General features: G+C 39.8%; 26 protein-coding genes and 1 pseudogene. 10 read left to right on the top strand and 17 right to left on the bottom strand.

All coding sequences use genetic code 11. The features are described 5' to 3' along the window. Nucleotides 1-143 precede the first annotated feature (143 nt). From PARA_RS03970 to PARA_RS03960, 3 genes are read left to right on the top strand one after another with little or no spacing between them, the layout of a single operon-like run. Entirely contained in the window at nt 144-917 is a 774-nt protein-coding gene (locus PARA_RS03970; RefSeq protein ID WP_005694744.1) for an amino acid ABC transporter substrate-binding protein, read from the top strand. Continuing rightward, the gene (locus tag PARA_RS03965) at nt 901-1,617 is read left to right on the top strand and encodes an amino acid ABC transporter permease (protein ID WP_005697396.1); all 717 of its coding nucleotides are present in this window, start codon (nt 901-903) and stop codon (nt 1,615-1,617) included. Before PARA_RS03970 ends, PARA_RS03965 begins: the two co-directional genes overlap by 17 nt. A gap of 9 nt (nt 1,618-1,626) precedes the next feature. After that, the gene (locus PARA_RS03960; protein ID WP_014064638.1) at nt 1,627-2,397 is read left to right on the top strand and encodes an amino acid ABC transporter ATP-binding protein; all 771 of its coding nucleotides are present in this window, start codon (nt 1,627-1,629) and stop codon (nt 2,395-2,397) included. Between the two features lie 72 nt (nt 2,398-2,469). Here the strand turns inward: PARA_RS03960 and PARA_RS03955 are convergent, their stop codons facing one another. After that, nucleotides 2,470-3,213: an MIP/aquaporin family protein gene (locus PARA_RS03955; protein ID WP_005697447.1), complete on the bottom strand. Its 744-nt coding sequence runs from the start codon at nt 3,211-3,213 to the stop codon at nt 2,470-2,472. Nucleotides 3,214-3,583: 370 nt separating this feature from the next. On the opposite strand from PARA_RS03955, the gene glpK reads away from it, so the two are divergent. Beyond that, nucleotides 3,584-5,095 carry a glycerol kinase GlpK gene (gene glpK, locus PARA_RS03950; protein WP_005694750.1) on the top strand — a complete coding sequence of 504 codons (1,512 nt, stop codon included), beginning with the start codon at nt 3,584-3,586 and terminating at the stop codon, nt 5,093-5,095. A 74-nt stretch (nt 5,096-5,169) separates the two neighbouring features. Here glpK and PARA_RS03945 read toward each other — a convergent pair whose 3' ends face one another. Both PARA_RS03945 and PARA_RS03940 read right to left on the bottom strand, forming a co-directional pair. Further along, entirely contained in the window at nt 5,170-6,114 is a 945-nt protein-coding gene (locus tag PARA_RS03945; protein WP_014064637.1) for an Imm49 family immunity protein, read from the bottom strand. A 200-nt stretch (nt 6,115-6,314) separates the two neighbouring features. Further along, nucleotides 6,315-6,818: a contact-dependent growth inhibition system immunity protein gene (locus PARA_RS03940; protein ID WP_014064636.1), complete on the bottom strand. Its 504-nt coding sequence runs from the start codon at nt 6,816-6,818 to the stop codon at nt 6,315-6,317. Between the two features lie 343 nt (nt 6,819-7,161). Here PARA_RS03940 and PARA_RS03935 point away from each other — a divergent pair, with 343 nt between their 5' ends. Continuing rightward, on the top strand, nt 7,162-7,434 hold the full coding sequence (locus PARA_RS03935) for a hypothetical protein (protein WP_014064635.1): 273 nt from the start codon (nt 7,162-7,164) through the stop codon (nt 7,432-7,434). Between the two features lie 92 nt (nt 7,435-7,526). Here the strand turns inward: PARA_RS03935 and PARA_RS03930 are convergent, their stop codons facing one another. Together PARA_RS03930 and PARA_RS03925 are read right to left on the bottom strand one after the other, a co-directional pair. Next, complete coding sequence (locus PARA_RS03930; RefSeq protein ID WP_005694761.1) at nt 7,527-7,910, bottom strand: hypothetical protein; 384 nt, start codon at nt 7,908-7,910, stop codon at nt 7,527-7,529. 102 nt (nt 7,911-8,012) lie between these two features. Next, nucleotides 8,013-10,325, bottom strand: coding sequence for a Tex family protein (locus tag PARA_RS03925; protein ID WP_014064633.1), 2,313 nt, complete (start codon nt 10,323-10,325; stop codon nt 8,013-8,015). A gap of 106 nt (nt 10,326-10,431) precedes the next feature. Here PARA_RS03925 and greB point away from each other — a divergent pair, with 106 nt between their 5' ends. Further along, a complete protein-coding gene (gene greB / locus PARA_RS03920; protein WP_005697419.1) occupies nt 10,432-10,908 on the top strand; it encodes a transcription elongation factor GreB in 477 nt (158 codons plus the stop codon). Nucleotides 10,909-10,973: 65 nt separating this feature from the next. On the opposite strand, the gene deoD is transcribed toward greB, so the two are convergent. From deoD to trpS, 5 genes are all read right to left on the bottom strand, one after another. Beyond that, a complete protein-coding gene (gene deoD, locus PARA_RS03915; RefSeq protein ID WP_014064632.1) occupies nt 10,974-11,690 on the bottom strand; it encodes a purine-nucleoside phosphorylase in 717 nt (238 codons plus the stop codon). Nucleotides 11,691-11,818: 128 nt separating this feature from the next. Continuing rightward, nucleotides 11,819-13,066, bottom strand: coding sequence for a NupC/NupG family nucleoside CNT transporter (locus PARA_RS03910; RefSeq protein WP_014064631.1), 1,248 nt, complete (start codon nt 13,064-13,066; stop codon nt 11,819-11,821). 106 nt (nt 13,067-13,172) lie between these two features. Beyond that, the gene (locus tag PARA_RS03905; protein ID WP_014064630.1) at nt 13,173-13,961 is read right to left on the bottom strand and encodes a 4Fe-4S cluster-binding domain-containing protein; all 789 of its coding nucleotides are present in this window, start codon (nt 13,959-13,961) and stop codon (nt 13,173-13,175) included. A 32-nt stretch (nt 13,962-13,993) separates the two neighbouring features. Then, on the bottom strand, nt 13,994-14,284 hold the full coding sequence (locus PARA_RS03900; RefSeq protein WP_014064629.1) for a YfcZ/YiiS family protein: 291 nt from the start codon (nt 14,282-14,284) through the stop codon (nt 13,994-13,996). A 55-nt stretch (nt 14,285-14,339) separates the two neighbouring features. Further along, nucleotides 14,340-15,344 (bottom strand): tryptophan--tRNA ligase, encoded by a 1,005-nt coding sequence (gene trpS / locus PARA_RS03895; RefSeq protein ID WP_014064628.1) that lies wholly within the window; start codon nt 15,342-15,344, stop codon nt 14,340-14,342. A 140-nt stretch (nt 15,345-15,484) separates the two neighbouring features. Here trpS and hflD point away from each other — a divergent pair, with 140 nt between their 5' ends. Together hflD and purB are read left to right on the top strand one after the other, a co-directional pair. Continuing rightward, nucleotides 15,485-16,108: a high frequency lysogenization protein HflD gene (gene hflD, locus PARA_RS03890; RefSeq protein ID WP_014064627.1), complete on the top strand. Its 624-nt coding sequence runs from the start codon at nt 15,485-15,487 to the stop codon at nt 16,106-16,108. 16 nt (nt 16,109-16,124) lie between these two features. Next, the gene (purB, locus tag PARA_RS03885) at nt 16,125-17,492 is read left to right on the top strand and encodes an adenylosuccinate lyase (protein ID WP_014064626.1); all 1,368 of its coding nucleotides are present in this window, start codon (nt 16,125-16,127) and stop codon (nt 17,490-17,492) included. Between the two features lie 95 nt (nt 17,493-17,587). Here purB and PARA_RS03880 read toward each other — a convergent pair whose 3' ends face one another. Then, nucleotides 17,588-18,001, bottom strand: coding sequence for a PACE efflux transporter (locus tag PARA_RS03880; RefSeq protein ID WP_014064625.1), 414 nt, complete (start codon nt 17,999-18,001; stop codon nt 17,588-17,590). 61 nt (nt 18,002-18,062) lie between these two features. Continuing rightward, nucleotides 18,063-19,094 carry an extracellular solute-binding protein gene (locus PARA_RS03875; protein WP_374042313.1) on the bottom strand — a complete coding sequence of 344 codons (1,032 nt, stop codon included), beginning with the start codon at nt 19,092-19,094 and terminating at the stop codon, nt 18,063-18,065. 188 nt (nt 19,095-19,282) lie between these two features. Between PARA_RS03875 and PARA_RS03870 the strand changes: the two genes are divergently transcribed. After that, entirely contained in the window at nt 19,283-20,578 is a 1,296-nt protein-coding gene (locus PARA_RS03870; RefSeq protein ID WP_014064623.1) for an NAD(P)/FAD-dependent oxidoreductase, read from the top strand. Nucleotides 20,579-20,630: 52 nt separating this feature from the next. On the opposite strand, the gene asnC is transcribed toward PARA_RS03870, so the two are convergent. Continuing rightward, complete coding sequence (gene asnC, locus PARA_RS03865; protein WP_014064622.1) at nt 20,631-21,083, bottom strand: transcriptional regulator AsnC; 453 nt, start codon at nt 21,081-21,083, stop codon at nt 20,631-20,633. A 154-nt stretch (nt 21,084-21,237) separates the two neighbouring features. On the opposite strand from asnC, the gene asnA reads away from it, so the two are divergent. Further along, nucleotides 21,238-22,230 (top strand): aspartate--ammonia ligase, encoded by a 993-nt coding sequence (asnA, locus tag PARA_RS03860; RefSeq protein ID WP_014064621.1) that lies wholly within the window; start codon nt 21,238-21,240, stop codon nt 22,228-22,230. Between the two features lie 63 nt (nt 22,231-22,293). Here asnA and PARA_RS10285 read toward each other — a convergent pair. From PARA_RS10285 to glpA, 4 genes and pseudogenes are all read right to left on the bottom strand, one after another. Beyond that, nucleotides 22,294-22,431: pseudogene (locus PARA_RS10285) on the bottom strand (transporter); the annotation flags it as partial. 104 nt (nt 22,432-22,535) lie between these two features. After that, nucleotides 22,536-23,813, bottom strand: a complete 1,278-nt coding sequence (gene glpC, locus PARA_RS03855; protein WP_014064620.1) for an anaerobic glycerol-3-phosphate dehydrogenase subunit GlpC — start codon at nt 23,811-23,813, stop codon at nt 22,536-22,538. Nucleotides 23,814-23,822: 9 nt separating this feature from the next. After that, nucleotides 23,823-25,112: a glycerol-3-phosphate dehydrogenase subunit GlpB gene (gene glpB / locus PARA_RS03850; RefSeq protein WP_014064619.1), complete on the bottom strand. Its 1,290-nt coding sequence runs from the start codon at nt 25,110-25,112 to the stop codon at nt 23,823-23,825. Then, on the bottom strand, nt 25,102-26,793 hold the full coding sequence (glpA, locus tag PARA_RS03845; protein ID WP_041918217.1) for an anaerobic glycerol-3-phosphate dehydrogenase subunit A: 1,692 nt from the start codon (nt 26,791-26,793) through the stop codon (nt 25,102-25,104). Before glpA ends, glpB begins: the two co-directional genes overlap by 11 nt. Nucleotides 26,794-26,870: the final 77 nt, after the last annotated feature.

Raw genomic sequence — 26,870 nt, 5'->3', positions numbered from 1 at the left:
CAGACCTTTTTTGTTTATTAATTAAACAATTTCTATTTAATATAACTAAAGGAAATAATTCATAAATAAATAATACTTTTCTTTTCTTTTTCGCTTCTTATAATTCATTTCACTTTCGTTATTTATCTAAAAAAGGAATACTTATGAAAAAATCATTTTTTAGCACCGCACTTTTAGCGGCAGGATTAGCCCTTTCTACTTTTGCTAACGCAGGTGAAATTGCTGATCGCGTTGAACAAACTAAAACCTTATTAGTCGGTACTGAGGGAACTTACGCACCATTCACTTTCCACGACAAAGATGGCAAGTTAACCGGTTTCGATGTGGAAATTATCGAAAAAGTTGCGCAAAAATTAGGTTGGAAAGTTGAATTTAAAGAAACCGCTTGGGACGGCATGTATGCAGGTTTAAATGCAAAACGCTTTGATGTTATTGCGAACCAAACCAATCCAAGCCCAGAACGTTTAAAAAAATATGATTACAGTGCACCTTACAACTACTCTGCTGGCGTAATCGTGACGAAAGCCGATAACGATAGCATTAAATCATTCCCTGATTTAAAAGGTAAAAAATCTGCACAATCTGCAACCAGTAACTGGAGCAAAGACGCACGTGATAATGGTGCAATTATCGTGACTGTAGATAGCTTGGCTCAAAACCTTGAGGCGGTAAAACAAGGTCGTGTTGATGCAACAGTAAACGATAAATTAGCAGTGTTAGATTACTTCAAAAAACAACCTAATGCAGGCTTAAAAATTGCTGTAGAAAGTGATAAAAAAATCCCAACCGGTTTTGCTTTCTTGAAAGGTGAAGAACCGCTTATTGCAAAAGTGAACCAAGCACTTGAAGAACTACGCAAAGACGGAACTTTAAAACAACTTTCAATCAAATGGTTTGGCGATGACATTACTCAATAATTGGTTAGCCAGCCTTCCATTTATGACCGCAGAACGAGCTGATTATGTAATCAGCTCGTTTTGGCCTATGATGGAAGGGGCAATTTTATATACGATCCCCCTTGCGGTCATTTCCTTCTTTTGCGGTTTATTCATTGCGGTTATCGTAGCTGTGATTTGCACATTGCCACATCCCAATTTAATGACCAAAATTCTGCAAGGCATTTGTCGCACTTATATTTCAATTATTCGCGGCACGCCAATGCTGGTGCAGATCTTCATTATTTTCTACGGTTTACCTGAAGTTGGCATCAAACTTGAGCCTTTCCCAACTGCAATTATTGCATTCTCCATTAATATTGGTGCTTATGCAGCAGAAACGGTGAGGGCCTCCATTCTTGCGATTCCTAAAGGTCAATGGGAAGCCTCTTATGCGATAGGCATGAATTACACACAAGCTTTCGTGCGTACCATTATGCCGCAAGCTTTACGTATTTCCGTCCCTTCGCTATCAAATACCTTCATTAGCACAGTGAAAGATACATCCCTTGCTTCACTCGTTTGGATTGCGGAATTATTCCGTGTGGCGCAAAATATCACCGCCGAAAACTACGAATTTATTTTAATTTATAGTGAAGCGGCTCTCATTTATTGGGTATTCTGTTTTGTGCTGTCGATGGGACAAACCCGTTTAGAAAAACGCCTTTCTCGCCATTTATAAGGACTGTTTATGTTAAAAGTCACGAATATTCAGAAAAGTTTTAATGGCCACCATGTATTAAAAGGCATTGATTTTGAAATTAATAAAGGCGAAGTGGTTGCCATTCTGGGTCCATCAGGTTCAGGCAAGACAACTTTTTTACGCTGTTTAAATTTGCTCGAACGCCCAGAAAAAGGGGTATTAGCATTTACTGATGGAAGCTTAACCATTGATTTCAGCAAGAAGATCAGCAAAGCCGATGAACTAAAATTGCGTCGTCGCTCCTCAATGGTGTTCCAACAATACAATCTATTTCCCCATCGCACAGCACTCGAAAATGTGATGGAAGGCATGGTAGTTGTACAAAAACAAGCGAAAGAGATTGCGCGTGAAAAAGCCTTAGCATTATTGGAAAAAGTTGGTTTAAAAGCGAAAGCAGATTTATATCCCTCTCAACTTTCTGGTGGTCAACAGCAACGTGTCGGGATCGCCCGTGCTTTAGCAGTTAAACCTGATATTATCTTGTTAGATGAGCCTACTTCCGCTCTCGACCCTGAACTCGTCGGTGAAGTGTTACAGGCACTCAAAATGCTCGCACAAGAAGGCTGGACAATGATTATTGTCACCCATGAGTTGAATTTTGCCAAAGACGTGGCTGATCGTGTGATTCTTATGGAAAATGGTCAAGTTGTTGAACAAAATACAGCGGCAAACTTCTTCAGCCGCCCTCAACAAGAACGTACAAAGCAGTTCTTATTGCAAGCTAAAATGCCAATGGAATTCGAAGATTATTGTATTTAATCAAACTTCTAAATATAAAAAGAGCGGTCAAAAAACACCATGAATTTTGACCGCTCTTTCTATTTGAATAAATTACATAATGGCGTTGTAGAATACTGCCGCTAACGCTGCACCAATAAATGGACCCACAACAGGAACCCAACTGTATCCCCAGTCAGCTTTAGTTTTTAATGTACCACCCAGGAAAAGACCTAAGGTTAAACGCGGACCAAGATCTCGAGCAGGGTTGATCGCATAACCGGTTGTTCCACCTAAGCTCAAACCAATTGCCCAAACTAAAATCGCTACTGGTAATGCTCCGATAGAGCCTAAACCAATTGGTGTACTTTCTGCCGTGCCAGGTAAAGTGATGTTTGCCCCTGCAAGATAGAAAATTACGAAGACAAGTACGAAGGTGCCAACGATTTCGTTAACTAAGTTGATTGGATAGTTACGAATTGCTGGTTCAGTACAGAAACAAGCGCGTTTTAAGCCCTCTTCTTCGGTCGCTGCAAAGTGATCTTTATACATAATGTAAACCAACAACGCACCTACCATGCCCCCCACAACTTGTGCCGCGATGTAGCCTGGTACCAGTTCCCAAGCAAATGCACCCTTCATTGCCACACCAAGCGTTACCGCTGGATTTAAGTGCGCCCCACTGTAAGGGCCTGTCACAACGACGGCCACATACACTGCAAATGCCCACGCGGTAGTAATCACAATCCAACCAGAACTTTGCCCTTTCGTTTTATTTAAACATACGTTGGCTACCACACCATTACCTAACAAGATGAGAAGTGCTGTGCCAAAAAACTCTGCAAAATAGGCATTCATAAGAGAATCTCCAAATAATGATTAACTTAATGATTTCATTAAAGAAATCTTGCTTTGCAATTACGTTCGTTGTTTGATCAAATATTGAGATACTCAAAGTGAGCGGCTTCATTATCTAGTTTTCACCAATTAATTCAATAGATGAAACCGATCTATTTTCTAAAAATGAGAGAGTGATCACATTATTTTGTGCGTTAACGCAATCGTTTACATATTTTCGGGGCGAAATCTGTGATGCTAATCACAAAACCCAACATTGCTTGTTCCAATTAGATTCGAATTCAATTAAGTTAGGCTCGCAATTTGTTCGTTTAAGCTCAAAGTTTCTTCATTCATTTAACGAGTGCCAAGCACTCTAAGGAATAGAACCATGACAGACAAAAAATACATCATCGCTTTGGACCAAGGTACCACAAGCTCTCGTGCAGTATTATTAGATCACAATGCGAATGTTGTCGAAATCGCCCAACGTGAATTTACACAAATTTATCCACGCGCAGGCTGGGTGGAACATAATCCAATGGAAATTTGGGCAACACAAAGTTCAACATTAAACGAAGTGGTTGCAAAAGCAGGTATTACCTCAGATGAAATTGCGGCAATTGGTATTACTAACCAACGTGAAACCACCATTGTGTGGGAAAAAGCAACTGGCACACCGGTTTATAATGCGATTGTGTGGCAATGTCGTCGTACTGCAGATATTACAGACAAACTTAAAGCGGATGGTCATGAAGAATATATCCGCAACACCACAGGTTTAGTGGTGGATCCCTATTTCTCAGGTACCAAAGTAAAATGGATTTTGGACAATGTAGAAGGCGCGCGCGAAAAAGCGGAACGCGGTGAGCTTCTATTCGGTACCGTAGATACCTGGCTTGTGTGGAAATTAACGCAGGGTCGTGTTCACGTAACGGATTACACCAACGCATCCCGTACCATGTTATTTAACATCCATACGAAAAAATGGGATGACAAAATGTTGGAATTATTAAATATTCCACGCTCAATGTTGCCTGAAGTGCGTAATTCTTCCGAAGTGTATGGCCAAACCAACATCGGGGGTAAAGGCGGCGTGCGTATTCCTGTTGCGGGTATCGCGGGTGACCAACAAGCAGCACTTTACGGCCATCTTTGCACACGCGCAGGCCAAGCAAAAAATACCTATGGTACAGGCTGCTTTATGTTGCTTCACACCGGTGATAAAGCCATTACCTCTAAAAATGGCCTATTAACCACCATCGCGTGTAACGCCAAAGGTGAACCTGAATACGCACTTGAAGGTTCGGTATTTATCGCGGGCGCTTCAATCCAATGGTTACGTGATGAACTCAAAATCGTTCATGACAGCCACGACTCCGAATACTTTGCACAAAAAGTTCCTGACAGCAACGGGGTATATGTCGTACCAGCCTTCACTGGTTTAGGCGCACCATATTGGGATCCGTATGCACGCGGTGCAATTTTTGGTCTTTCTCGTGGTTCTAACCGCAACCATATTGTACGTGCGACCCTTGAATCTATCGCTTACCAAACCCGTGACGTATTAGAAGCAATGCAATCTGACTCAGGTCAACGCTTACAATATTTACGTGTTGATGGCGGTGCAACCAACAATAACTTCTTAATGCAATTCCAAGCGGATATTTTAGATGTGAACGTAGAACGTCCAGTCGTGAAAGAAGTGACTGCACTTGGTGCAGCTTATCTTGCTGGTCTTGCGGTTGGTTTCTGGAAAGATTTAGACGAGCTTCACGACAAAGCGCGTGTAGAACGTACCTTCACACCTGATAATGACGAAGAAAAACGTGAACGTCGTTATAAAGGCTGGAAAAAAGCGGTTAAACGCTCATTAGAATGGGCAAAAGAAGACGCGGAATAATCCTTCCTGAGCAATAATAAAGTGCGGTCAAAATCGCTTGTGTTTTTGACCGCACTTTTATTATCATTCCCGACTTATCTACCAAATAATGAAGCCCAAAATCCTTTTTTATTTTCAACTTTCTTTTGCTTCGCTTCTTCCATTCTTTGTTTGACATAATTTACCCAAACTTGATGAGGGGCATCAAAATCAAATAATTTCATAAAATCATAAGGAATTTTATATTCCGCTAATGGATTTATATCAATCAATTCTTTGGGCGCTATAGGGCTATCAATACCCAAATCAAAACCGTGGATTGCTGCGATTTTGGCATACATTAAAACTTGCGGTTGCAAGTAAAAATCAAAATGTAAAAGTGTATCTTTTGCTGCTCGTTTCGCAAACTTAAGTTCGAGTAATTTATCTAAAGCCTCTTGCATTCCTTTTATATTTTTATCTGCTAGTCCCACATAAAATTCATGATCGGGAATGCGCTTTAAATCACTACGGGCTTTTTTCTCATCATTTAAGAACGTGAGTGCGCGCTCTTTTAATAATTGCCAATCGCCACTTAACGCCAATAAAGTGTTCGCATTAAAAAAAGGTCTGGTATCAGTTCGTTTATAAGGTACTGAAATATCGACAATTTCATCACGATGTTTAATTAAATAATCAATCAACTTTTGATTATCTGAAAGCAAACTCATAAAAAAGAAATTTGTATTAATTCCGTTGTACGCCCATTGAAAATCATATTCAGACAAAATACCTAAGAAACCAGCAATAGAAGCATTTTCTTTAAATCCTGAAATATCATTTTCTAATAAATACTTAGAGGCTAATGCACGATGATAGTCATCTAATAAACCAATTGAAAAAAACACATCTCCACGAAACTCATCAATTAATTTTATTCTTTGAAATAATACGAGATAAGAATTATCTGAAAACGAATTAACCCGTTCCCAGGTAAATTTTTTAGCATCACTGTAAGTCTTTGCAATATCACTACCTAAAAACACTTGATATTTTTCCATATTGACCTCGTATGACTACTTCTTATTAGGAACTCTAACTGGTAATAACACAACTTTACCATTTGATTTATCTACACCTGCTATAATAGTTAATTCACTTAACATAAGCATCTTTGAAAATACAGAAAGTGCGGTCAGTTTTTGAGAGGTTTTAAAACTCTTTGGAAATTGACCGCACTTTATATTTTGAGGAAAATATCTTACCGATAAATACTCGTACAATACGTCAGGGATTGTCTTATGGCTTTCCCTAATTCTTCATCCGAAATACTCTTATCATATTTAAATTCTAATGCTGAATTGTCAGGAAGTGAAATTCCTGAATACCCACCAAGAGAATCCTGGTGAAGTGGCGCTATAATTATAAAACTAGCATCCTGTTCTAAAGATAAAAAAGACATATCCTTATAGATAGATTTTTTATTTTTGTATCCATAGCGTTTTTTCATCTCATCTTCGAGATTTTTTTGTAGTCCTTTCATTTTTTCAGAATTAAAGATAGCCTGAAACTCTTCGAACGAAATTTCTTTACTTTCATTAAGCTTTTCTTTAATTAACCTTCCTAGATCTAAATCAGAAATATCAACTTCATTAAAAATAAAATCTTGATCTGGATCTGTCATTGCAATCATTCCTCTAATAAAAGAGGTAACCAATAAGAAATCTTTATTAATTCTAACAAAAGCAGCTTTAGGTTTCGTCATATCAATTTACCTTATTAACAATAATATTAGTTCCTTTAGATCTAGTATACATTAAACAATTACCTAATTTACTACTTTGACTTGTTATGCTATCTATAGTGATATTTCTACAGAAAAAGGGAATGTGAAATTATAATATTTACTTAGAATAATCATCTTTGGAAACAAAAGTGCGGTCAAAATCGCTTATGTTTTTGACCGCACTTTTATTATCTCTAAAGCTCTTTACAACATTAATGCCATACTTGAGAAGCTGACAAAAATACTATAGTATAAGAATTGGTCAACCGATCACCACTTCTCATTTTGAGAAATATATCTAACCTTTTATTAAGTGAGTATTATGAAAAAATTATTTCTTATTATTCTTTCTGCAAGTGCGCTTTCAGCTTGCGTAACCCAATCATCTCTTCAAAAAGATACCGCATTTAAATTGGGTGTTGATGCTAGCCAAGTGCAAATTTCTAATTTTAATAACGGTGTTGTTGAAGGAACTTATAATGCTGATGTAGCAGGAAAAAAATATAACTGCAAGGTTGTTGGCGGCGCAATATCTGCTGGTGTAACAGATGTAGAATGCTGGCCACAAGTAAGCAGCGGCAAAAAAGTCAAATAACCTAATAAAACTTAGCTCTCTCCATTTACGAGAGAGCTGGACGTATCTCTGATAGAGATAAAATGTTTATCACGCTTTCACATCATTAATTATCAACTATACTGCTGCCGATACTTCTCTAAATTATCTTGAAAATGCTGAATATAGTACTCGATATCTTTTTCTCGGTAGCCAAGAATTCGGCCGATTTCACGTTCAACTTTAGGATCAAAACCATTCACAGTGCTTGCAGGAAGTAATACTTCCATTTGTTCAGCGAGTGCAAGAGATTGAGGTAAATAGACAATAAAATCAGTTAAGCAAACATCATTGACATGACGTTGCACTGTTTTTGAATGAAGCATTCCTAGCTCAAGATAAGGGAGAAAGGCGTCAGGAATACCGAGTTCCTGATTGAATAATGCCACTTGCTTTTCGCCCCTTAACATTAATTCCAGCTCCTTGCCTTCATGCGGCCCAAGAATACCTTTTTCCATAAGAATATTCCTTTCGTTGAAATAAAAAAGGGGATTGGATGATTGACCAGATCCCCTCCATTGTACGCCTATTTGGCCACAATGTTCATCTAAATGACGAAATTATTTTTTCCAATTTTTCAACGCATCGGCAAAGGCATTACCCATCGCACTATTTCCTTTTGGATTACGATCTTGACGAGGTGCATTACTTCTTGGTTTTGCACTTAAAGTGCGGTCAGATTTGCCGTCATTTTTGACCGCACTTTCATCTAATCGCATCGTCAACGCAATACGTTTACGTGGCACATCCACTTCCAACACTTTTACTTTCACGATATCGCCAGTTTTCACCACTTGATGTGGATCTTCTACGAATTTATCGCTTAATGATGAAATATGTACTAAACCGTCTTGGTGAACACCAATATCCACAAATGCACCGAAGTTGGTCACATTGGTGACGGTACCTTCTAAAATCATACCTGGTTTTAAATCGGTGATTTCTTCCACGCCTTCTGCGAATACTGCAGTTTTAAACTCACCACGCGGATCGCGCCCCGGTTTTTCCAATTCTTTAAAAATATCTTGAACAGTTGGTAAACCAAATTGCTCATCAATGAATTGTTTCGCATCAAGCTGACGAACCACACCCGCATTTCCCATTAAATCTTGGATAGATTGCGCGGTAGCTTGCAAGATTTTTTCGACCACAGGGTAAGCTTCTGGGTGAACACCGGAAGCATCAAGTGGATTTTTCCCGCCTGCAATACGCATAAAGCCCGCACATTGCTCAAAGGCTTTTGGTCCTAAACGCGGCACTTTTTTCAATTCAGTACGGCTTTCAAAACGACCATTTTCATCACGGTATTCCACAATGTTTTGCGCTAAGGTTTTCGTCATCCCCGCCACACGAGCAAGTAATGGTGCAGATGCGGTATTTAAATCTACGCCTACCGCGTTTACACAGTCTTCCACCACCGCATCGAGTTTACGCGCAAGTTGGGTTTGATTTACATCGTGTTGATATTGCCCTACACCAATAGCTTTCGGTTCGATTTTCACTAACTCCGCCAATGGATCTTGTAAACGACGGGCGATAGATACCGCACCACGTAAAGATACATCTAAATTCGGGAATTCATTTGCCGCAAATTCAGAAGCTGAATAAACCGATGCGCCCGCTTCACTCACCACAACGGTTTGCGGTTTATTTTCTTTGATTTCTTTAATCACTTCTTTCGCAAAACGTTCAGTTTCACGAGAAGCCGTACCGTTACCAATGGCAATTAATTCCACGTTATGTTTACGGATCAAGCTGAAAATCGCCACTTGCGCTTCGGCTTCACGACCCGTGTGTGGATAAATGGTGGTGGTATCTAATAATTTACCCGTGTTATCCACCACCGCGACTTTAACCCCTGTACGCAAGCCCGGGTCCAAGCCCATGGTGCATTTTGCGCCAGCCGGTGCCGCCATTAAAAGTGCGGTCAGATTTCGAGCAAAAACATCAATGGCCTCTTCTTCCGCTTTTTCACGTAAACTTGCCATTAATTCCGTTTCTAAATGCAACGACACTTTGATTTTCCATGTCCACGCAATCACTTGCTCACGCCATTTATCCGCAGGCTGTCCCGTGAAACGGACATCTAAATAATCACGAATAATTTCTTCACAATAACTTTGACGACTTCCCTCTTCTGCATCAGGATCCGCATTTAAGCTTAATTGTAAAATGCCCTCATTACGTCCTCGGAACATGGCTAATGCACGGTGAGAAGGCACATTTTTCAATAATTCTTGGTGATCGAAATAATCTTGGAATTTTGCGCCTTCTGTTTCTTTGCCTTCGATCACTTTAGATACGATAACGGCATTTTTTGCTAAATAATCACGAACTTTCGCTAATAAACCCGCATCTTCAGCAAAACGCTCCATTAAAATATAGCGTGCGCCATCAAGCGCGACTTTGGTGTCTGTTACGCCTTTATCAGCATTTACAAATTCAGCTGCTGCCGTTTCAGGGTCATTTTTCGGTTCATTCCAAAGTAAATCAGCCAATGGCTCAAGACCGGCTTCAATCGCAATTTGCCCTTTCGTACGACGTTTTGGTTTGTATGGCAAATACAAATCTTCTAATTCGGTTTTGCTTTGTGTCGCATGGATTTTGTCACGCAATTCATCGGTCAATTTCCCTTGCTCTTCAATAGATTTCAAAATGGTTTGACGACGATCTTCTAATTCACGTAAATAAATTAAACGGGTTTCAAAATGACGAAGTTGGGTGTCATCTAAGCCACCTGTGGCTTCTTTACGATAACGGGCGATAAATGGAATGGTGTTGCCATCATCTAATAATTGAATGGCGGCGAGGATTTGTTGGGGTTGAACGGTTAATTCTGCCGCAATAATTTGGCTAATTTGTTGATTTAACATTGTCATACTTCTTTGTTATTAAAGGATTCGATAAAAACGGGAATAGAATACTGGTTTTAGACAACAGGCTCAAATATAATTCAAAAAAATTTCTTTTATTTTTATCATGGCAAAATCAAATTACATTACCCGTCAAGGCTGGCTTGCACTTGACCAAGAACTGAAATTTTTGTGGAAAGAAGAACGGCCTAAAGTTACCCAAGCGGTTTCAGATGCTGCTGCGCTTGGTGACCGCAGTGAAAACGCAGAATATATTTACGGTAAACGTCGTTTACGTGAAATTGATCGCCGTGTGCGTTTCCTTTCCAAACGCTTAGAAGTGTTACAAATCGTGGATTACCATCCGAAACAAGAAGGCAAAGTGTTTTTCGGTGCCTGGGTTGAGCTAGAAGATGAAGAAGGTGAAGTGAAGCAATACCGCCTTGTCGGCTGCGATGAATTCGATCCCGCTAAAAACTGGATTTCCATTGATTCTCCCGTCGCACGTGCCTTAATCGGAAAAGGCGTTGATGATGAAATTCATGTGGAAACACCCTCGGGCAAAGTGGTGCTTTATGTGAACCGAATTTGGTATGAAAAATAGCGAAGTAGAAAAACAAAAGAGCGGTCAAAATTGACCGCTCTTTTTTATTCTATCAATCAGATAAATTATGCTTTATCACCAATTAATACAGACTCTAACGCAATTTCAATCATATCATTGAAGGTTAATTGACGTTCTTCTGCTGTAGTTTGTTCGTGTGTACGAATATGGTCTGAAACGGTACAGATACAAAGTGCTTTTGCACCATATTCTGCTGCCACGCCATAGATACCAGCCGCTTCCATTTCTACGCCTAAGATGCCGTATTTTTCCATCACATCAAACATTTCGAAATCTGGCGTGTAGAATAGGTCTGCAGAGAAAAGATTCCCTACGCGAACAGGCTTACCTTTTTCTTTCGCTGCTTGAACCGCTGCTTGTGCCATATCAAAATCAGCAATCGCTGCAAAATCGTTATCTTTGAAACGGATACGGTTTACTTTTGAATCGGTACATGCACCAAGGCCGATGATAACATCACGTACTTTAACGTCCATACGTACGGCACCACAAGAACCAACACGGATGATTTTTTTCACGCCGTATTCAGTAATTAATTCTTTCGCATAAATTGAGCAAGATGGGATACCCATACCGTGACCCATAACAGAGATACGACGACCTTTATAAGTACCGGTATAACCCAACATATTGCGAACGTTAGTCACTTCTTTCGCATCTTCTAAGAATGTTTCAGCAATATATTTTGCACGAAGCGGATCGCCTGGCATTAATACAACATCTGCAAATGCGCCTTCAGGAGCGTTAATATGTGGAGTCATTATTTTTTCCTCTTGTTGATAAATAAAAAGTCATTTAAGCAAACGTTTTCGCTTGCTTTAAAGTACAACACCACGAATGATTCGTGGTGTTGAGAGATAAAGTGCGGTCAGAATTCACCACATTTTAATTACATTGCTACGCCGCTTAACTCGATGAATAAACCTGCGATAGTCGCACTCATTAAGTTAGCTAATGTACCCGCTACAACTGCTTTTAAACCTAAGCGAGCCACATCACCACGACGATTTGGTGCCATACCACCGATACCGCCGATTAAGATTGCGATAGAGCTGAAGTTAGCAAAACCACATAATGCGAAAGTAATGATGGCTTTAGTTTTTTCACTTAATACAACTGCTGCATCTGGTTGTAAGTATTTCGCAAATTCTAAGTAACCCACGAATTCATTTACTGCCAATTTAAGCCCGATCATTTGACCTGCAACAGCAGATTCCTCCCAAGATACACCGATTAAGTATGCTAATGGTTTGAATACCCAACCGAAGATTGATTGTAACGTTAAGTCAGCGTAACCGAACCAGCCGCCTACACCACCTAAAATACCGTTAACTAAAGCGATTAAACCCACGAATGCGATTAACATCGCACCTACGTTTAACGCTAATTGCATACCTGCACTCGCACCACCTGCCATTGCTTCAAGCACGTTAGTCGGTTTTTCGCTATCATCCGTTTCAGGTTGTTTATCGTTAAATTGTTCAGTTTGTGGGAATAAAATTTTCGCAAATAATAAACCTGCTGGTGCAGCCATGAAAGAGGCTGCGATTAAGTAAGTCAATGGTACGCCCATTCCTGCATAACCTGCCATTACTGAACCCGCGATAGAAGCAGTACCACCTGCCATAATAGCGAACAATTCAGATTGGGTCATATTTTTAATGTAAGGACGAACCACTAAAGGTGCTTCAGTTTGACCAACGAAGATATTCGCGGCTGCAGACATTGATTCTGCTTTAGATGTGCCTAATGCGGCTTGCAATGCACCACCAATCACTTTGATGACAGCTTGCATAATGCCTAAGTAATAAAGCACAGAAATTAAACCAGAGAAAAAGACGATGATTGGTAACACTTTCACCGCAAAGATAAAGCCGGCATTTGAAGGATCCGCTAAGCCACCAAAGACGAAGTTAATCCCTTCATTACCATAGGCGATAACATTGGATACACCATTTGCTGTCGCTTGTAATGCATCACGACCATACGGCACATACAAAATAAGGGCCGCAAATCCGATTTGGATCGCCAAAGCCCCTAATACAGTACGTAAATTAATCGCCTTACGATTATTTGAGAATAATACGGCAATGATCAGTAATACGACAATGCCTAAAACGCTACCTAAAATACCCATTTTTTTCCCCTAGGTTGGTTAGATAAGTAAGTGAATAAAATTGTCCTATTCTACTTGTTTTTCGGTAAAAAGTCGGAATATTTTTGCTACTTTTTGGTATGTTTGCTTATAAAATGGTCACAATTTTGGTCAGACCACAAGATTTCGCATGGTTTTCAAGCGCTTGTGTCTGTTCAACAGTTGGGACATAAGGGGTGAGCCCTTCAGCGTCTCGTGCACCTTTTGTGTGCACTCGGATAATTTTGAACAACACATCCGGATAATCTTTCAATAAAGATGCGACTTTCTCCACTAACTTTTCTGCATCAAAAAAATTTGCTACATAAACTAACCGCACTTCTTCCACTTTATTTAATGGCAATAATTGCGCCAAGTTCTTCAAATTACGATCCAAGTTTTCTTGCTTGATATGTTGATGAGTAGGGATGATGTTTTTCGGGACAATGCCTTGGCGATTTTGTCTATCAAAGCACAAACTTTGCAAGCCAAGCCCTTCTCCTTTCAGGTCAAAGAGAAATTTGTCTGTAACCTCAATTAAAGGACGAATTGCGTCAAATTCAAAGAAACCACTACTATCTAAATAGCAAGTTAGCCCTTCCTCACGTAGCTTTTGGAACAATGGAACAAGTTTTTTATGATGAATGGTGGGTTCCCCGCCGGAAACCGTTACACCACGAATAAAAGGTACCGCATCCATCACTTGCTCATACAAATACTGCAGGCTGACTTGATGAGCGCCTTCTGCATAACGAGGAATGGTTTCTGGATTATGGCAATAAAGGCAGTTTAACTTACAACCTTGTAAGAAAATACTGGTACGATTCCCCTGCCCTTCTACATTAGAAAAAGGAATAATACGATGCAGGGGAACATAAATATCAGAAAGTGCGGTCACAAAAAACGCGGTTTTCTAGAGTAAGTCATTACTTACGAAAGTTTCATTTGGAAAATCACTAATTCCGCTTGGCAGCAGAATGTGAAAACCGCTTTAAGCAAGTATCCATCTTCAACCTGTTGAATTTCAGACTGAATTTGACAAGGCTCACTTTCGATATCACGCGCTTTTAACGTGAAATATTCCAATGCACCTTCCGCGTCTTGACGAGTGGCGTAAAACTGTTCGATAGGTAAACTACAATCGCTGTTATCAAACAATGATTTCATATCGAAAGTATTACAACCTACACATTCAATTGGTTTTTCAGTTTGAATGGCCATATTTTTCTCCTTATCTAAAAAAGCCGTGATATAACACAGCTTATTAAGTTTAAAATTATTTTGCTGCAACAAAGCCGACGGCTTCGTACACTTTGGCAAGGGTTGCTTTTGCTCTTGCACGGGCTTTTTCTGCACCTTGACGTAAAATCTCGTCTAAAAGTGCTTCATCGTTACGATATTGATAGAAACGTTCTTGTAAACCTGCAAGTAAGTTTGACACTTCGTCAGCCACCGCTGTTTTTAAGTGTCCGTACATTTTGCCTTCAAATTCTTTTTCAAGGTCTGCCACAGATTTATCCGTTACTGCAGAAAGGATATCTAATAAGTTAGACACGCCCGCTTTGTTTTTCACATCATAACGAACAACAGGCGGTTCATCAGAATCTGTCACCGCACGTTTAATTTTTTTCGCCACCGATTTTGGATCTTCAAGCAAGGTCACCACGTTATTACGGTTATCATCTGATTTAGACATTTTTTTATCAGGATCTTGCAAAGACATAATACGCGCACCGGCTTTGCCCAAGAAGATTTCAGGGATCGTGAAAATATCACCATAAAGGGCATTAAAACGAGCGGCAATATCACGAGTGATTTCTAAATGTTGTTTTTGGTCATCCCCTACCGGCACGCTTTTCGCTTGGTAAAGTAAGATATCTGCTGCCATTAAAACCGGATAATCAAATAAACCCACGTTAATATTTTCGGCATAACGTGCTGATTTATCTTTAAATTGAGTCATACGGCTCATCTCACCAAAATAGGTGTAGCAGTTTAATACCCAGCTTAGTTGAGTATGTTCTGGTACATGAGATTGCACGAAGATCGTGCTTTTATTCGGATCAATGCCACAAGCCAAGTAAAGGGCGAGCACATCAAGGGTGGCTTTGCGAAGTGCTACAGGATCTTGACGTACAGTGATGGCATGTAAATCCACCACACAGAAAATACATTCATAATCTTCTTGCATTTTCACCCAGTTGCGAAGTGCACCTAAATAATTCCCGATAGTTAATTCGCCGGAAGGCTGCACGCCACTGAATACAATTGGTTTTGTCATTGGTTATCCTTTTATTCTGTAAACTGAATTGGCGCTATGATAACAAAAGATAGGGCGTTTTTTAATGATTGAGTTCAAAACAATGTGTAAAAATGCTATATTACGCCAAAAATTTCTGCAGCTCACAATTTATAATCCCAATGAAAAATTATAATGATATGGCTCTGGCACTTGCCGGTGTTTGTCAATCAGTCTTATTAATCAGTCAATTAGCTCAAAAAGGCGAAGTTGATAACCAAGATGCATTCCAAACGACCATTCATTCTCTTCTCATTACTCAACCCGAAGATACATTAGCCGTATTTGGCGGTGATGTTCAACATCTTAAAGTGGGATTAAACACGCTTATCGAGCAACTCACCCAATTAAACGACAAAAATTTATTAAATTATTGGGGTAGCTTGTTAGCGTTAGAGGGCAAATTAAACAAACAACCTGAAATCAAACAAGAACTTGGCCGCCGTATTGCTCGCTTACCGGAACAACTTGCTTATCATGACAATCAATTTGATGATGAGATGTTTTCAATCATGGCAAACATTTATGTGGATACAATTAGTCCTTTAGGCAAACGCATTCATATTATTGGTTCGGCATATCATTTACAGCAACAAAATGTGCAAGACAAAATTCGTGCGTGTTTGCTAGCTGGCATTCGCTCTGCCGTTTTGTGGCGTCAAGTCGGTGGCAGCAAATGGCAGCTGTTATTTCATCGTAAAAAATTAGTGCAAGCGGCACGACAACTCTACTCAACTTTAAATTAATCCTTGGAGAACTCTTATGCAACTTTCCGCATTAACCGCTCTTTCCCCGATTGACGGTCGTTATCAAGATAAAGCCACCGCATTACGTGGTATTTTCAGTGAATTTGGCTTGCTTAAATTCCGTGTCACCGTGGAAGTACGTTGGTTACAAAAATTGGCGGCGACCGCTGAAATCCAAGAAGTTTCTTCTTTGTCCAAAGAAGCAAACGATTACCTTAATAAAATTGTGGAAGAATTCTGTCTTCAAGATGCTGAACGTATCAAAGAAATTGAGCGCACCACGAATCATGACGTCAAAGCGGTTGAGTATTTCTTAAAAGAAAAAAGCAAAGCTTTACCAGAATTAGCCAAAGTTTCTGAATTTATCCACTTTGCTTGTACCTCGGAAGATATTAACAACCTTTCTCATGCCTTAATGTTAAAAACGGCGCGTGAAGAAGTAATCTTACCGGAATGGCAAAAACTGATTGATGAAATCACCCGTCTAGCGAACGAATACAAAACCATCCCATTACTTTCTCGTACACACGGCCAACCTGCCTCACCTAGTACTGTAGGTAAAGAAATGGCGAACGTGGTTTACCGTTTAAAACGCCAATTCAAACAACTCCAACAAAATGAAATCTTAGGTAAAATCAACGGTGCAGTAGGTAACTACAATGCGCACTTATCAGCTTATCCAAATATTAACTGGCACAAATTTAGCGAAGAGTTTGTCACTTCATTGGGTTTAGACTGGAACCCATACACTACGCAAATTGAACCTCATGATTACATTGCTGAATACTTTGATGCCGTGGTTCGTTTTAATACCATCATCATCGACTTCGACCGTGACTTATGGGGTTACATTGCGTTAAATCACTTTAAACAACGCACTATCGCGGGTGAAATTGGTTCATCCACCATGCCGCATAAAGTGAATCCTATCGACTTCGAAAACTCAGAAGGTAACTTAGGTTTAGCCAATGCGGTGATGACTCACCTAGGTCAAAAATTACCAATCTCTCGCTGGCAACGTGACTTAACCGACTCCACTGTATTACGTAATTTAGGTGTGGGTTTAGGTTATTGCTTAATTGCGTATGCCGCAACGCGTAAAGGTATCAGCAAATTAGAAGTGAACGAACAACATCTCCGTGATGAACTCAACCAAAACTGGGAAGTTTTAGCTGAACCAATCCAAACCGTGATGCGTCGCTATGGTATTGAAAAACCATACGAAAAATTAAAAGAGCTGACTCGTGGTAAACGTGTTGATGAAAAAGCAATGCGTGAATTCATCGAAAAACTGGCTATCCCAGCCGATGAAAAAGCACGTTTACAACAACTCACTCCTGCAACCTATATTGGTGCAGCCATTGAGTTAGTGGAAAAACTTTAATAAAGTTTTCATGCCCTAAAAAATAAAAGTGCGGTCAAAAACATCTTAGATTTTGACCGCACTTTTTATTCCTTATTCAAACATTTCCTGTTTCATCATTCACGCTTAATAAATAGCAATCGCGCGTGATCATACACCCAATTAAAAATAAAGGTATAAACGGTCACCATCACCGTTAAGCTGAAATCCATCATAAAAGCTGTAATCCAATCCACTTTTAAAAAGTAAGCAATGATCGGCACGGTGAAAATAAGCAAACCGCCTTCAAATGAAATGGCATGTAAAGTACGAAATATGACGCCTCGCTTTTCTCTTGGTCCCGTAAACACTTTATCAAGGAAATAATTAAAGATAAGATTCCAGAGCATAGCTGTTAAGGAAACCAGTACCATGGACCCAAAGAGAATAGAAACACTTTCTTCTGTAAAGAAATACAAAGCGAAAACAGAAAGCAACACAACCGTAGTTTCAAACAAGATTGCGTGAAAAAGTCGCTCAAGAAAACTCATTTGTCATCCTTTACAAAGCAAAAGTGCGGTCAAACTCACCGCACTTTTCATCAATATTTGATTAATTGGTTTTTAATTTATTCCAATATTTTTCGTAAATGTCCACTGCTTCACCCACATCGCCTTGCATAATGCCTTTTTCAATGTTTTCAGCAGATGGGAACAAGGTTGGGTTATTCGCCATTTCAGGTGAAAGTAACGCTTTCACGCCTTCATTTGGCATTGAGAAGCCCATTTTTTCAACCACTAATTTCGCATTTTCAGGACGAAGTAAGAAGTCGATAAATTTATAAGCGCCCTCTGTATTTTTCGCACCTTTTGGAATCGCGTAGTTATCCATCCAGAAAATCGCGCCTTCTTTTGGATACACAAATTGGATACTTGGATTTTCTTTGTGTGCTAAATAAGCCGAACCATTCCATAACATACCGATAGAAGCTTCACCTTGAACAAACGGCACTTCTGGCGAGTCAGAGTTAAAGGTCACCACATTTGGTAACAATTTCACTAAACGTTCGTAAGCAGCTTTAATGTCTTCTTCATTCTTAGTATTCGGTGATTTTCCATCTAAAAGTAATGCAATATGGAACACTTCTCGCGCATCACTGGTTAATAATACTTTACCTTTATATTCTGGATTCCAGAAATCAGCCCAGCTTGTGATTTTGCTTGGATCAATATCATCCGCATTCACGCCGATGCCGGTTAAGCCATAAACGTAAGGCAGAGAATATTTGTTATTTGGGTCAAATTCCTTGTTTAATAAATTTGCTGGAATTTGTTTAAAATTACTTAATTTGCTGTGATCAAGCTCTTGTAACATGCCTTCTTTCGCCATTTTGTTGACGTAATAGCTTGATGGGAAAACTAAATCATAACCACTACCTGTACTAGAGGTCAGCTTCAATTTAGCATACATTTCTTCATTACTTTCAAATGTTGAATAAATCACTTCAATGCCCGTTTCTTTGGTGAATTCCGCAACCAAATTAGATGGCACATAGTCAGTCCAGTTATAAACATACAATTTTTCAGCAGCAAGAGCAGCAGAAGTTGCAGCAAATGCAACGGCAGAAAGACAAAGTGATTTGATGTATTGAACAGCATTTTTTTTCAATTTATTGACCTCCTCAGGACAATCAAAATAAACCTTAAGTAATCGTTTACTTGTATAAACTTGGGGGGAGTATAGCACCTTTTTAGCAAAAGGTTTGACATATTTTCCCATCAGGGTAAGATTCCCTCAATTTCAATTTTATGTTAATAAATTAGGCATCAATCATGCTCGAATTCGCTCATCAAGAACATATCAAATCTTATTATTTCGACAGTCGAAACCAAACCTTCGAATTGCCGCCTCTCACTCAGCAAGAAGAAGCGGATGTTTGTGTTATTGGTGCGGGTTTCTTCGGTTTATCTGCCGCCCTTGAATTAGCAGAAAAAGGCAAGAAAGTCATTGTGTTAGAAGGTGCAAGAGTGGGATTTGGCGCTTCTGGCAGAAGTGGCGGTCAAGCTATCAATGGTTTTGAAGAAGGCATTGATGAATATATTGCTCAAATGGGCTTTGATAAAGCGAAAAAACTTTGGGATATGTCGCTAGAAGCCATTGATATTATTGATGAACGCATTGCTAAATATGGTATTCAATGTGATTGGAAAAAAGGCTATGCCACATTGGCTTTAAATGAACGTCGTATGGACGATCTCATTGAAATGGAAAAAGCCAGCCACGCAACTTTTGGCTATGACAAAATGCAACTTTGGGATAAAGCCAAACTGAAACAACATCTAGGCAGTGATATTTATGTAGGCGGGTTATACGATAGCAATTCTGGCCACCTACACCCATTAAATTATTGCTTAGGTTTAGCAAAAGCCTGTTTGGATTTAGGCGTACAGATTTACGAACAATCGCCCGTTGTGGATTTAGTGGAAAAATCAGGTTGTATTGAAGTCAAAACCGATAAAAGTGCGGTCATTTCTCAAGATGTTATTTTAGCCACCAACGCTTATATTGATGCGCTACCAAAATCCATTCATCGCGGCATTAATCGTAAAATTTTGCCAGTAGAAAGTTTTATTATTGCGACCGAACCTTTAGATCAAGCCACGGCTGACTCCGTGATCAACAATGGCATGTCTGTTTGCGATAACAATATTTTGCTCGATTACTATCGTTTAAGTGCAGATAACCGTCTATTATTCGGCAGTGACTCGAGTTCTGAAAAAGATATGGTGCAAATTATGCGCGGTAATATGTTGCATGTTTTCCCTCAATTGGAAAACGTCAAAATTGACTATGGCTGGGCTGGACCGATTGATATGACAATGAACGCTACCCCACATTTCGGGCGTATCTCACCGCACATTTATTTTGCTCAAGGCTATTCTGGACACGGTGTCGCACTCACTGGACTTGCTGGACGCATTATTGCAGAAGCAATTTTAGGCAATGACGAACGTTTGAGAATTTTTGAAGGATTGAAAGTGCCTTCGTTTTACGGTGGAAAATCCCTCAAAAACTTAGCCACCAAGATCGGCGTACTCTATTACAAATTCCTCGATCGTTATCGTTAATCAAAAAAAGCAAAGGCGTGTATCAAACACGCCTTTATTGTTTCGATGACATTTAAGGTTTAATGTCTCGTAAAATAGGATTTTGCATGGAAATCAAGGTTTCCGTTGATTGAATCTCATCAATTAACTGGATCTTAGTCGCCAACACGGAATGTAATTCAGCAATGGTGTGTGTCATCACTTTGATAAAAATAGAATAATTTCCCGTGGTGTAATAGGCTTCCACCACTTCATCAAAGGTCTCTAGCTTTTTAATCACTTTTTCGTAATCTTTTGCGCTTTTCAAAATAATGCCAATAAAGCAGCAAACATCATAACCCAGTTTACGCTCATCAATAATCGCTTTTGTGCCTTCAATCAGACCAGACTGACGCATTTTCTCTACACGAACATGAATCGTACCGGGGCTCACGCCAAAGCTTTTCGCCATTTCGGCATAAGGTGTACGCGCATCTTTAGTCAGCACTCGGAGAATTTGTCGATCGAGCGTATCGATATTGTGCATATAGCCCCCTGTTAGATCTTTTTTAAAATATCTTCTTTATTTTTGATAATATTCAATATTTAAAACAATGTAAAGAAATTACTTGAAACAAATTGCGATTTTATTGAATAATGCACAACAAATCTTACCAGTTATTATAAAAAGAAGGATAAATATGAAAAAGACGTTTATTTTACAACAACAAGAAATTAGCTTTGTGAAGAACACCTTTACTCAAAACTTAATTGAGCAACTTGGCATCATCGAAGTGCAAGGTCCAATCCTTAGTGAGGTTGGCAATGGTATGCAAGATAACTTATCAGGTATTGAGAAAGCAGTTCAAGTAAACGTGAAATGTATCCCTAATGCGGTTTATGAAGTGGTTCACTCATTGGCTAAATGGAAACGTCATACTCTCGCACGTTTCCACTTCAAAGAAGGGGAAGGCTTATTTGTTCACATGAAAGCATTACGTCCAGACGAAGATTCATTGGATCAAACTCACTCTGTTTATGTGGATCAATGGGACTGGGAAAAAGTGATTCCTGAAGGTCATCGTAACTATGCTTATTTAAAAGAAACGGTACGTTCTATTTATCGTGCAATCCGTTTAACTGAATTAGCCGTAGAAGCGCGCTTTGATATCCCATCAAGCTTGCCAAAAGAAATCACTTTCGTACATAGTGAAGATTTAGTTAAACGATACCCAGATCTTTCAAGCAAAGAGCGCGAAAACGCCATTTGTAAAGAATATGGTGCAGTGTTCTTAGTCGGTATTGGTGGCAAATTATCAGACGGCAAACCACATGATGGTCGTGCACCAGACTACGATGACTGGACAACTGAATCAGAAAACGGCTACAAAGGTTTAAACGGCGATATTTTGGTGTGGAACTCTGAGTTAGGTAAAGCGTTTGAGCTTTCTTCAATGGGTATTCGTGTAGATGAATCTGCATTACGTTTACAAGTTGGTTTAACCGGTGATGAAGATCGCTTAAAAATGGATTGGCACCAAGATTTATTAAACGGAAAATTACCTCTCACCATCGGTGGTGGTATCGGTCAATCACGTATGGCAATGCTTTTACTTCACAAAAAACACATTGGTGAAGTGCAATCAAGCGTATGGCCAAAAGAAATGTTAGAACAATATCAACATATTCTTTAATCGAACGAGAAAATAAAAAAGTGCGGTGAAAATTCACCGCACTTTTGTTTTTGGAAAGATTAATTAATCTTGCAATGGCCCGCTGTTAAACATTGGCAATCCCATGGTTTTTAAGCTGTCACGATAGATACCCAGCAAGTCTTTCTCCGTGATTTTTTGTAACTGATCTAACGGTTTATCTAATGCCGCTACCGTTTCAATTACAAGACAAGGAAACCTTGAAGATTTTTTGCATAATTAATTCTCCATATTGGATTGAATAACAAAAAGAGCGGTCACTTTTTTATCAGTTTCCGCTCTTTCCACTAAGCTTGATTCATCGACATACATAATAACGTCAATGGATGGATACAAGTCACGTTAGATGACATATCGATCTGCCATTTACAAGTTTGGCATTCAGAGATCACGTAATCAAATCCGCCTGCATTGATGTTATCGAATAAGTTTTTACCGATAGATTGGGAAACCTCGTAATTTTCTTCTTTGAAACCGTATGTCCCTGCAATACCACAACATTGTGATGGTAACATCACCACTTCTAAACCTGGAATTTGTTTTAACACTTCCAAGGTGTATGGCGCCCAACCCGCTTTATCCACGTGACATGCGGTGTGATAAGCCACACGCAATTTCAATGGTTTAAGCGGTAAGGTTTTACCTTCTTTAAAGAGTTGATATAAGAATGGTGTCACCATGTGAATATGTGGACGAACCTTCGCATTGTCGATACCTAAAATATGATGATATTCATCACGTAAATTTAGAGAACAACTTGATGCTTCACTGATCACATCTAAGCCATTTTCATCCACCATTTTGCTGATGTAATCGGTGTTAAATTGTGCGATTTTCTTCGCTCGTTCTGGGAATTGGTTCACGCTTAATGGCAAGCCACAGCATTTTTCTTTTTCCAATAACACCACGCCAATATCCATGGCATTGAATACTTGAATAAATTCTTTACCCAATTGTGGATTATTGTAGTTCACATAACAACCGTGATAATACGCCACTTTGCGTTCGAATTTTTGTTGGCTTTCCACCATTTTCTTCATATACCAGCTGCGGAACGTACCAAAGGAATATTTTGGTAATGTACGATGACGGCTGATTTTTAACGCTTTTTCCAACACAAATTTTGTTGTTTTCAAACCTGTGATGGTATTAACAATCGGCGCAAGTGGTGTATTAAGTGACCCCATAATATCGGTGTTACTTAAAATCGCATCACGTAATTTTTGCACGGCTGGTTTGTGTTGTTGAGCAAGGTATTTATTTCTTGCACGAACGATAATGTCACCAATTTTCACATCAGACGGACACGCAATTTCACAACGTTTACAGTTAGTACAGTATTTCAATGCTTCATCATAAAGTTCGGCTGATTTTAAGCGCAAACGCTCACCATCCGGGCCTGATTGTTTTGGACCTGGATAGTTTGGATTTTGACGCGAAACCGGACATACTGCAGTACACGCCGTACATTTAATGCAGCTCTCAAAGCTTTCATCAAATGCATGATGATGTTGTGGCGCATTAAGGGATTGTTTTGCATTATCAATTAATTGTTGAATGTTCATAACGCCTCCTTAATGTGTGTTGTGAAGAATTTCATCAGCAACAGCAAGCGCTGTTACCACTGCTACGCCAGAACCACAACCAAGCTCTAGGGCATTGAAACCACCAATCACATTACCCACCGCATATAAATTCGTTAAAAATTGACCGCTCTTTTGTACTTGGCATTGCGCATTAATCGCCACGCCCGCAGATTGGTACGGTTGTGGATTTGAGAAACGGTGATCAGTCCAAGTAAAGCGATCCGTATCGTTAAAACCTTCCACACCGATGATGTCAGAATGGAATACGGGTTCGTAGATTTTATCGAATTCAGAAACTAAACCTTTACTGAAGAAACTGCCAGAAGCTAAGACAAAATGTTCTGCTGTGATTTCTTCCTCTTCGTGCAAACGCGTTTGAATAGCACGAACTTTGTTGCCATGAAAATGTGCTTTTAATGCGCTATCACCATTCAGCATGAGTCCGCCTAATTTCTCAAAACGATGACGTAATTGAATACGTTGACGCATACCTAATAAAGAAGGCGGTAAAGTTGGCAATTCAAATAATGGTAAGCCAGTTGCTTTGCGAAGTGATTCCATAAACTCTTGATTTTCTAAGCCGAAACATGCTGGCAAGAAAATGGCTTCATTACCTTTCGCCGCTTCTTTCATTTCAGCTACAAGATCATCAAATTTCAGTTTATATTCTAAAACTTGAGCAATGTTTACACTGCGGAACTCACGAGAGTTTGCACGTAACTGATCTAATTCAGGGATATTTAAAAAGCCGGTTTTCACTTCACAATGTGCAAATTGTGGATTGAGTGTGAGGTTATCTGCCAATAATTCTGGTTGGAAATCGTGATAGCCTTCAATGCCTAAAACCGCAATTTTTTTATAAGGGAATGGGGTTTCGCCTTGCACGGTTGGCACACTATTTGGTGAAAGCCATGCACCGCGTAAGCTACCTAAACCCGTTACACGAAGATGATTTTCTACGGTTGAACCAATTAAATCTAAATTTAACGATTCCGCTAATTTCTCGAAATCTTGCGCTTTCGCTAATACACGTTCAGCACCCATAATGCTATAAGGGTGTTGTGGTAATTGAGCGGAAAGTGCGGTCAAATTTTCAGGAATATTTTTAACAAACGCACCATTTGGTAAACGGCTTAATAAATCTAATGAGCCGGATGCAAAATCAATCGCTGCTTGGCCGTTATTGATAATGACACAACGTTTGCCTTGTTCTTGTAGGGCGACGCCGCAAGTTAAACCTGCAAGGCCGCCACCAATAATCACTACATCAAAATTCATTGTTATCCGTCCCTTGCTGTTTGTCAGTTTCAAGCGGTTGAACGTCATTTAAACCCAACACACTGCCATACATCCATGAAGTAAATTCCGCTTCACGAATCGCCTCACCCCATGCAATAGGCTCAATACCGCGCCAACGCTCTTCCATGAAAGCGGTTAATTGAGTGGTAGATTGACGAGGTGTTGCCACTTCAAAACGGTTCATTAAACCCGCTGCACGACATGCGCAAAGCTCAGCTTGGCAAGTCCCCATACCCACACGAGTACGGCGACGTAAATCCACTAAGTTATTCACATTTAATTCATCAACGGCATAACGGACTTCACCCGCTGTCACGGCTTCACATTCGCACACCATTGAACGATCGAGACGTTCTTTATCTAATAAACGAGTGGCGCGAGAACCATGACGATACACGGCTGAATAACGAATTGTACTTGGAAGTGAAATCACTTTCTGATTGGTTTCTGCGCGGCTTTCGGTTGAACCCGGCAATGGACGCTCAGCAGTCGTACAACGTGCTGTTTTGTTGAGTTTTTTACAAACCAGATCCGTTGCCCATTCAGCCATTAAGCGATAAGTCATTAATTTACCGCCAGTGATCGTGATAAAGCCATCTAAGCCATCACGCTCTGCGTGGTCAAGTAACACGATACCGCGACTTACGTTACGACCTGATGGATCGTCATCTGACGCGACTAACGGACGCACACCGGCATAAGCACGTAATACACGAGTATGACGCAAGCTTGGCGCAAGTTTTTCCCCTTCACGGAACAGAATATCCACTTCTTCAGGAGTGACTTCCATGTTATCAATTTGATCGTAAGGAATACGGCTAGAGGTTGTACCGATAACACAAATGGTATCCCCTGGCACAAGAATGTCCGCATCCGCAGGTTTACGGCAACGGTTAATCACCATTTTGTTGATACGGTGCCCCATAACAAGTAATGCGCCTTTTGCTGGGAACATTTTGATTTTGAGATCGGCATATTCTGCGATGCCTTGTCCCCAAATACCACCTGCATTGACGACTAATGGTGCAAAGAATTTGCGATTTACGCGATTTTTGTGATCGTAGACATCCACACCGATTACTTTGCCACCTTCGCAAATTAAGCTTTTCACTTCGCAATAAGTGAACATTTTCGCGCCATTTTCGGTGGCATCCATCACGTTAGAAGCCGTTAAACGGAAAGGGTCGATTGAACCATCTGGTACAACAACGGCACCCACTAAATCTGGGTTTACTGATGGCTCCATAATTTGGGCAAGTTTAGGATCAATGGCGACAGCTTCAATACCGGATTTGGTACAACTTTCGATGAAGGTTTTTTGATAATCAAGGGAATCTTCAGGTAAGGTAATAAATAAACCTTCTGTTTCATCCACACAGTGACGAGCGATATTGCGCAGAATTTTATTTTCTTTAATACATTCTTCTGCGGATTCCTGATCGTTTACGGCATAACGCGCACCACTATGTAACAAACCGTGGTTACGACCTGTTGCGCCTGTCGCAATATCACGACGCTCTAATAAAATACAGTTAATTCCACGCAATGCACAGTCACGAGCAATCCCCGCACCTGTCGCACCGCCACCAATGATAATCACATCCGTCGAAATAGGTGAAAAATCACCCACATCACGATACATATTAGGCGATAATCCCATTGTTACCCCCAAAGCCAAAATATTAATAAAAAGAAACGTAAAAACTGTTACAAATTCCATGGCTATTGTATGGGAGA

Origin of the sequence: Haemophilus parainfluenzae T3T1 (genome assembly GCF_000210895.1) — a bacterium.
In the GTDB taxonomy this organism is placed as follows: Bacteria; Pseudomonadota; Gammaproteobacteria; order Enterobacterales; family Pasteurellaceae; genus Haemophilus_D; species Haemophilus_D parainfluenzae_A.
This window is presented reverse-complemented; position numbering and strand designations above follow the sequence as displayed.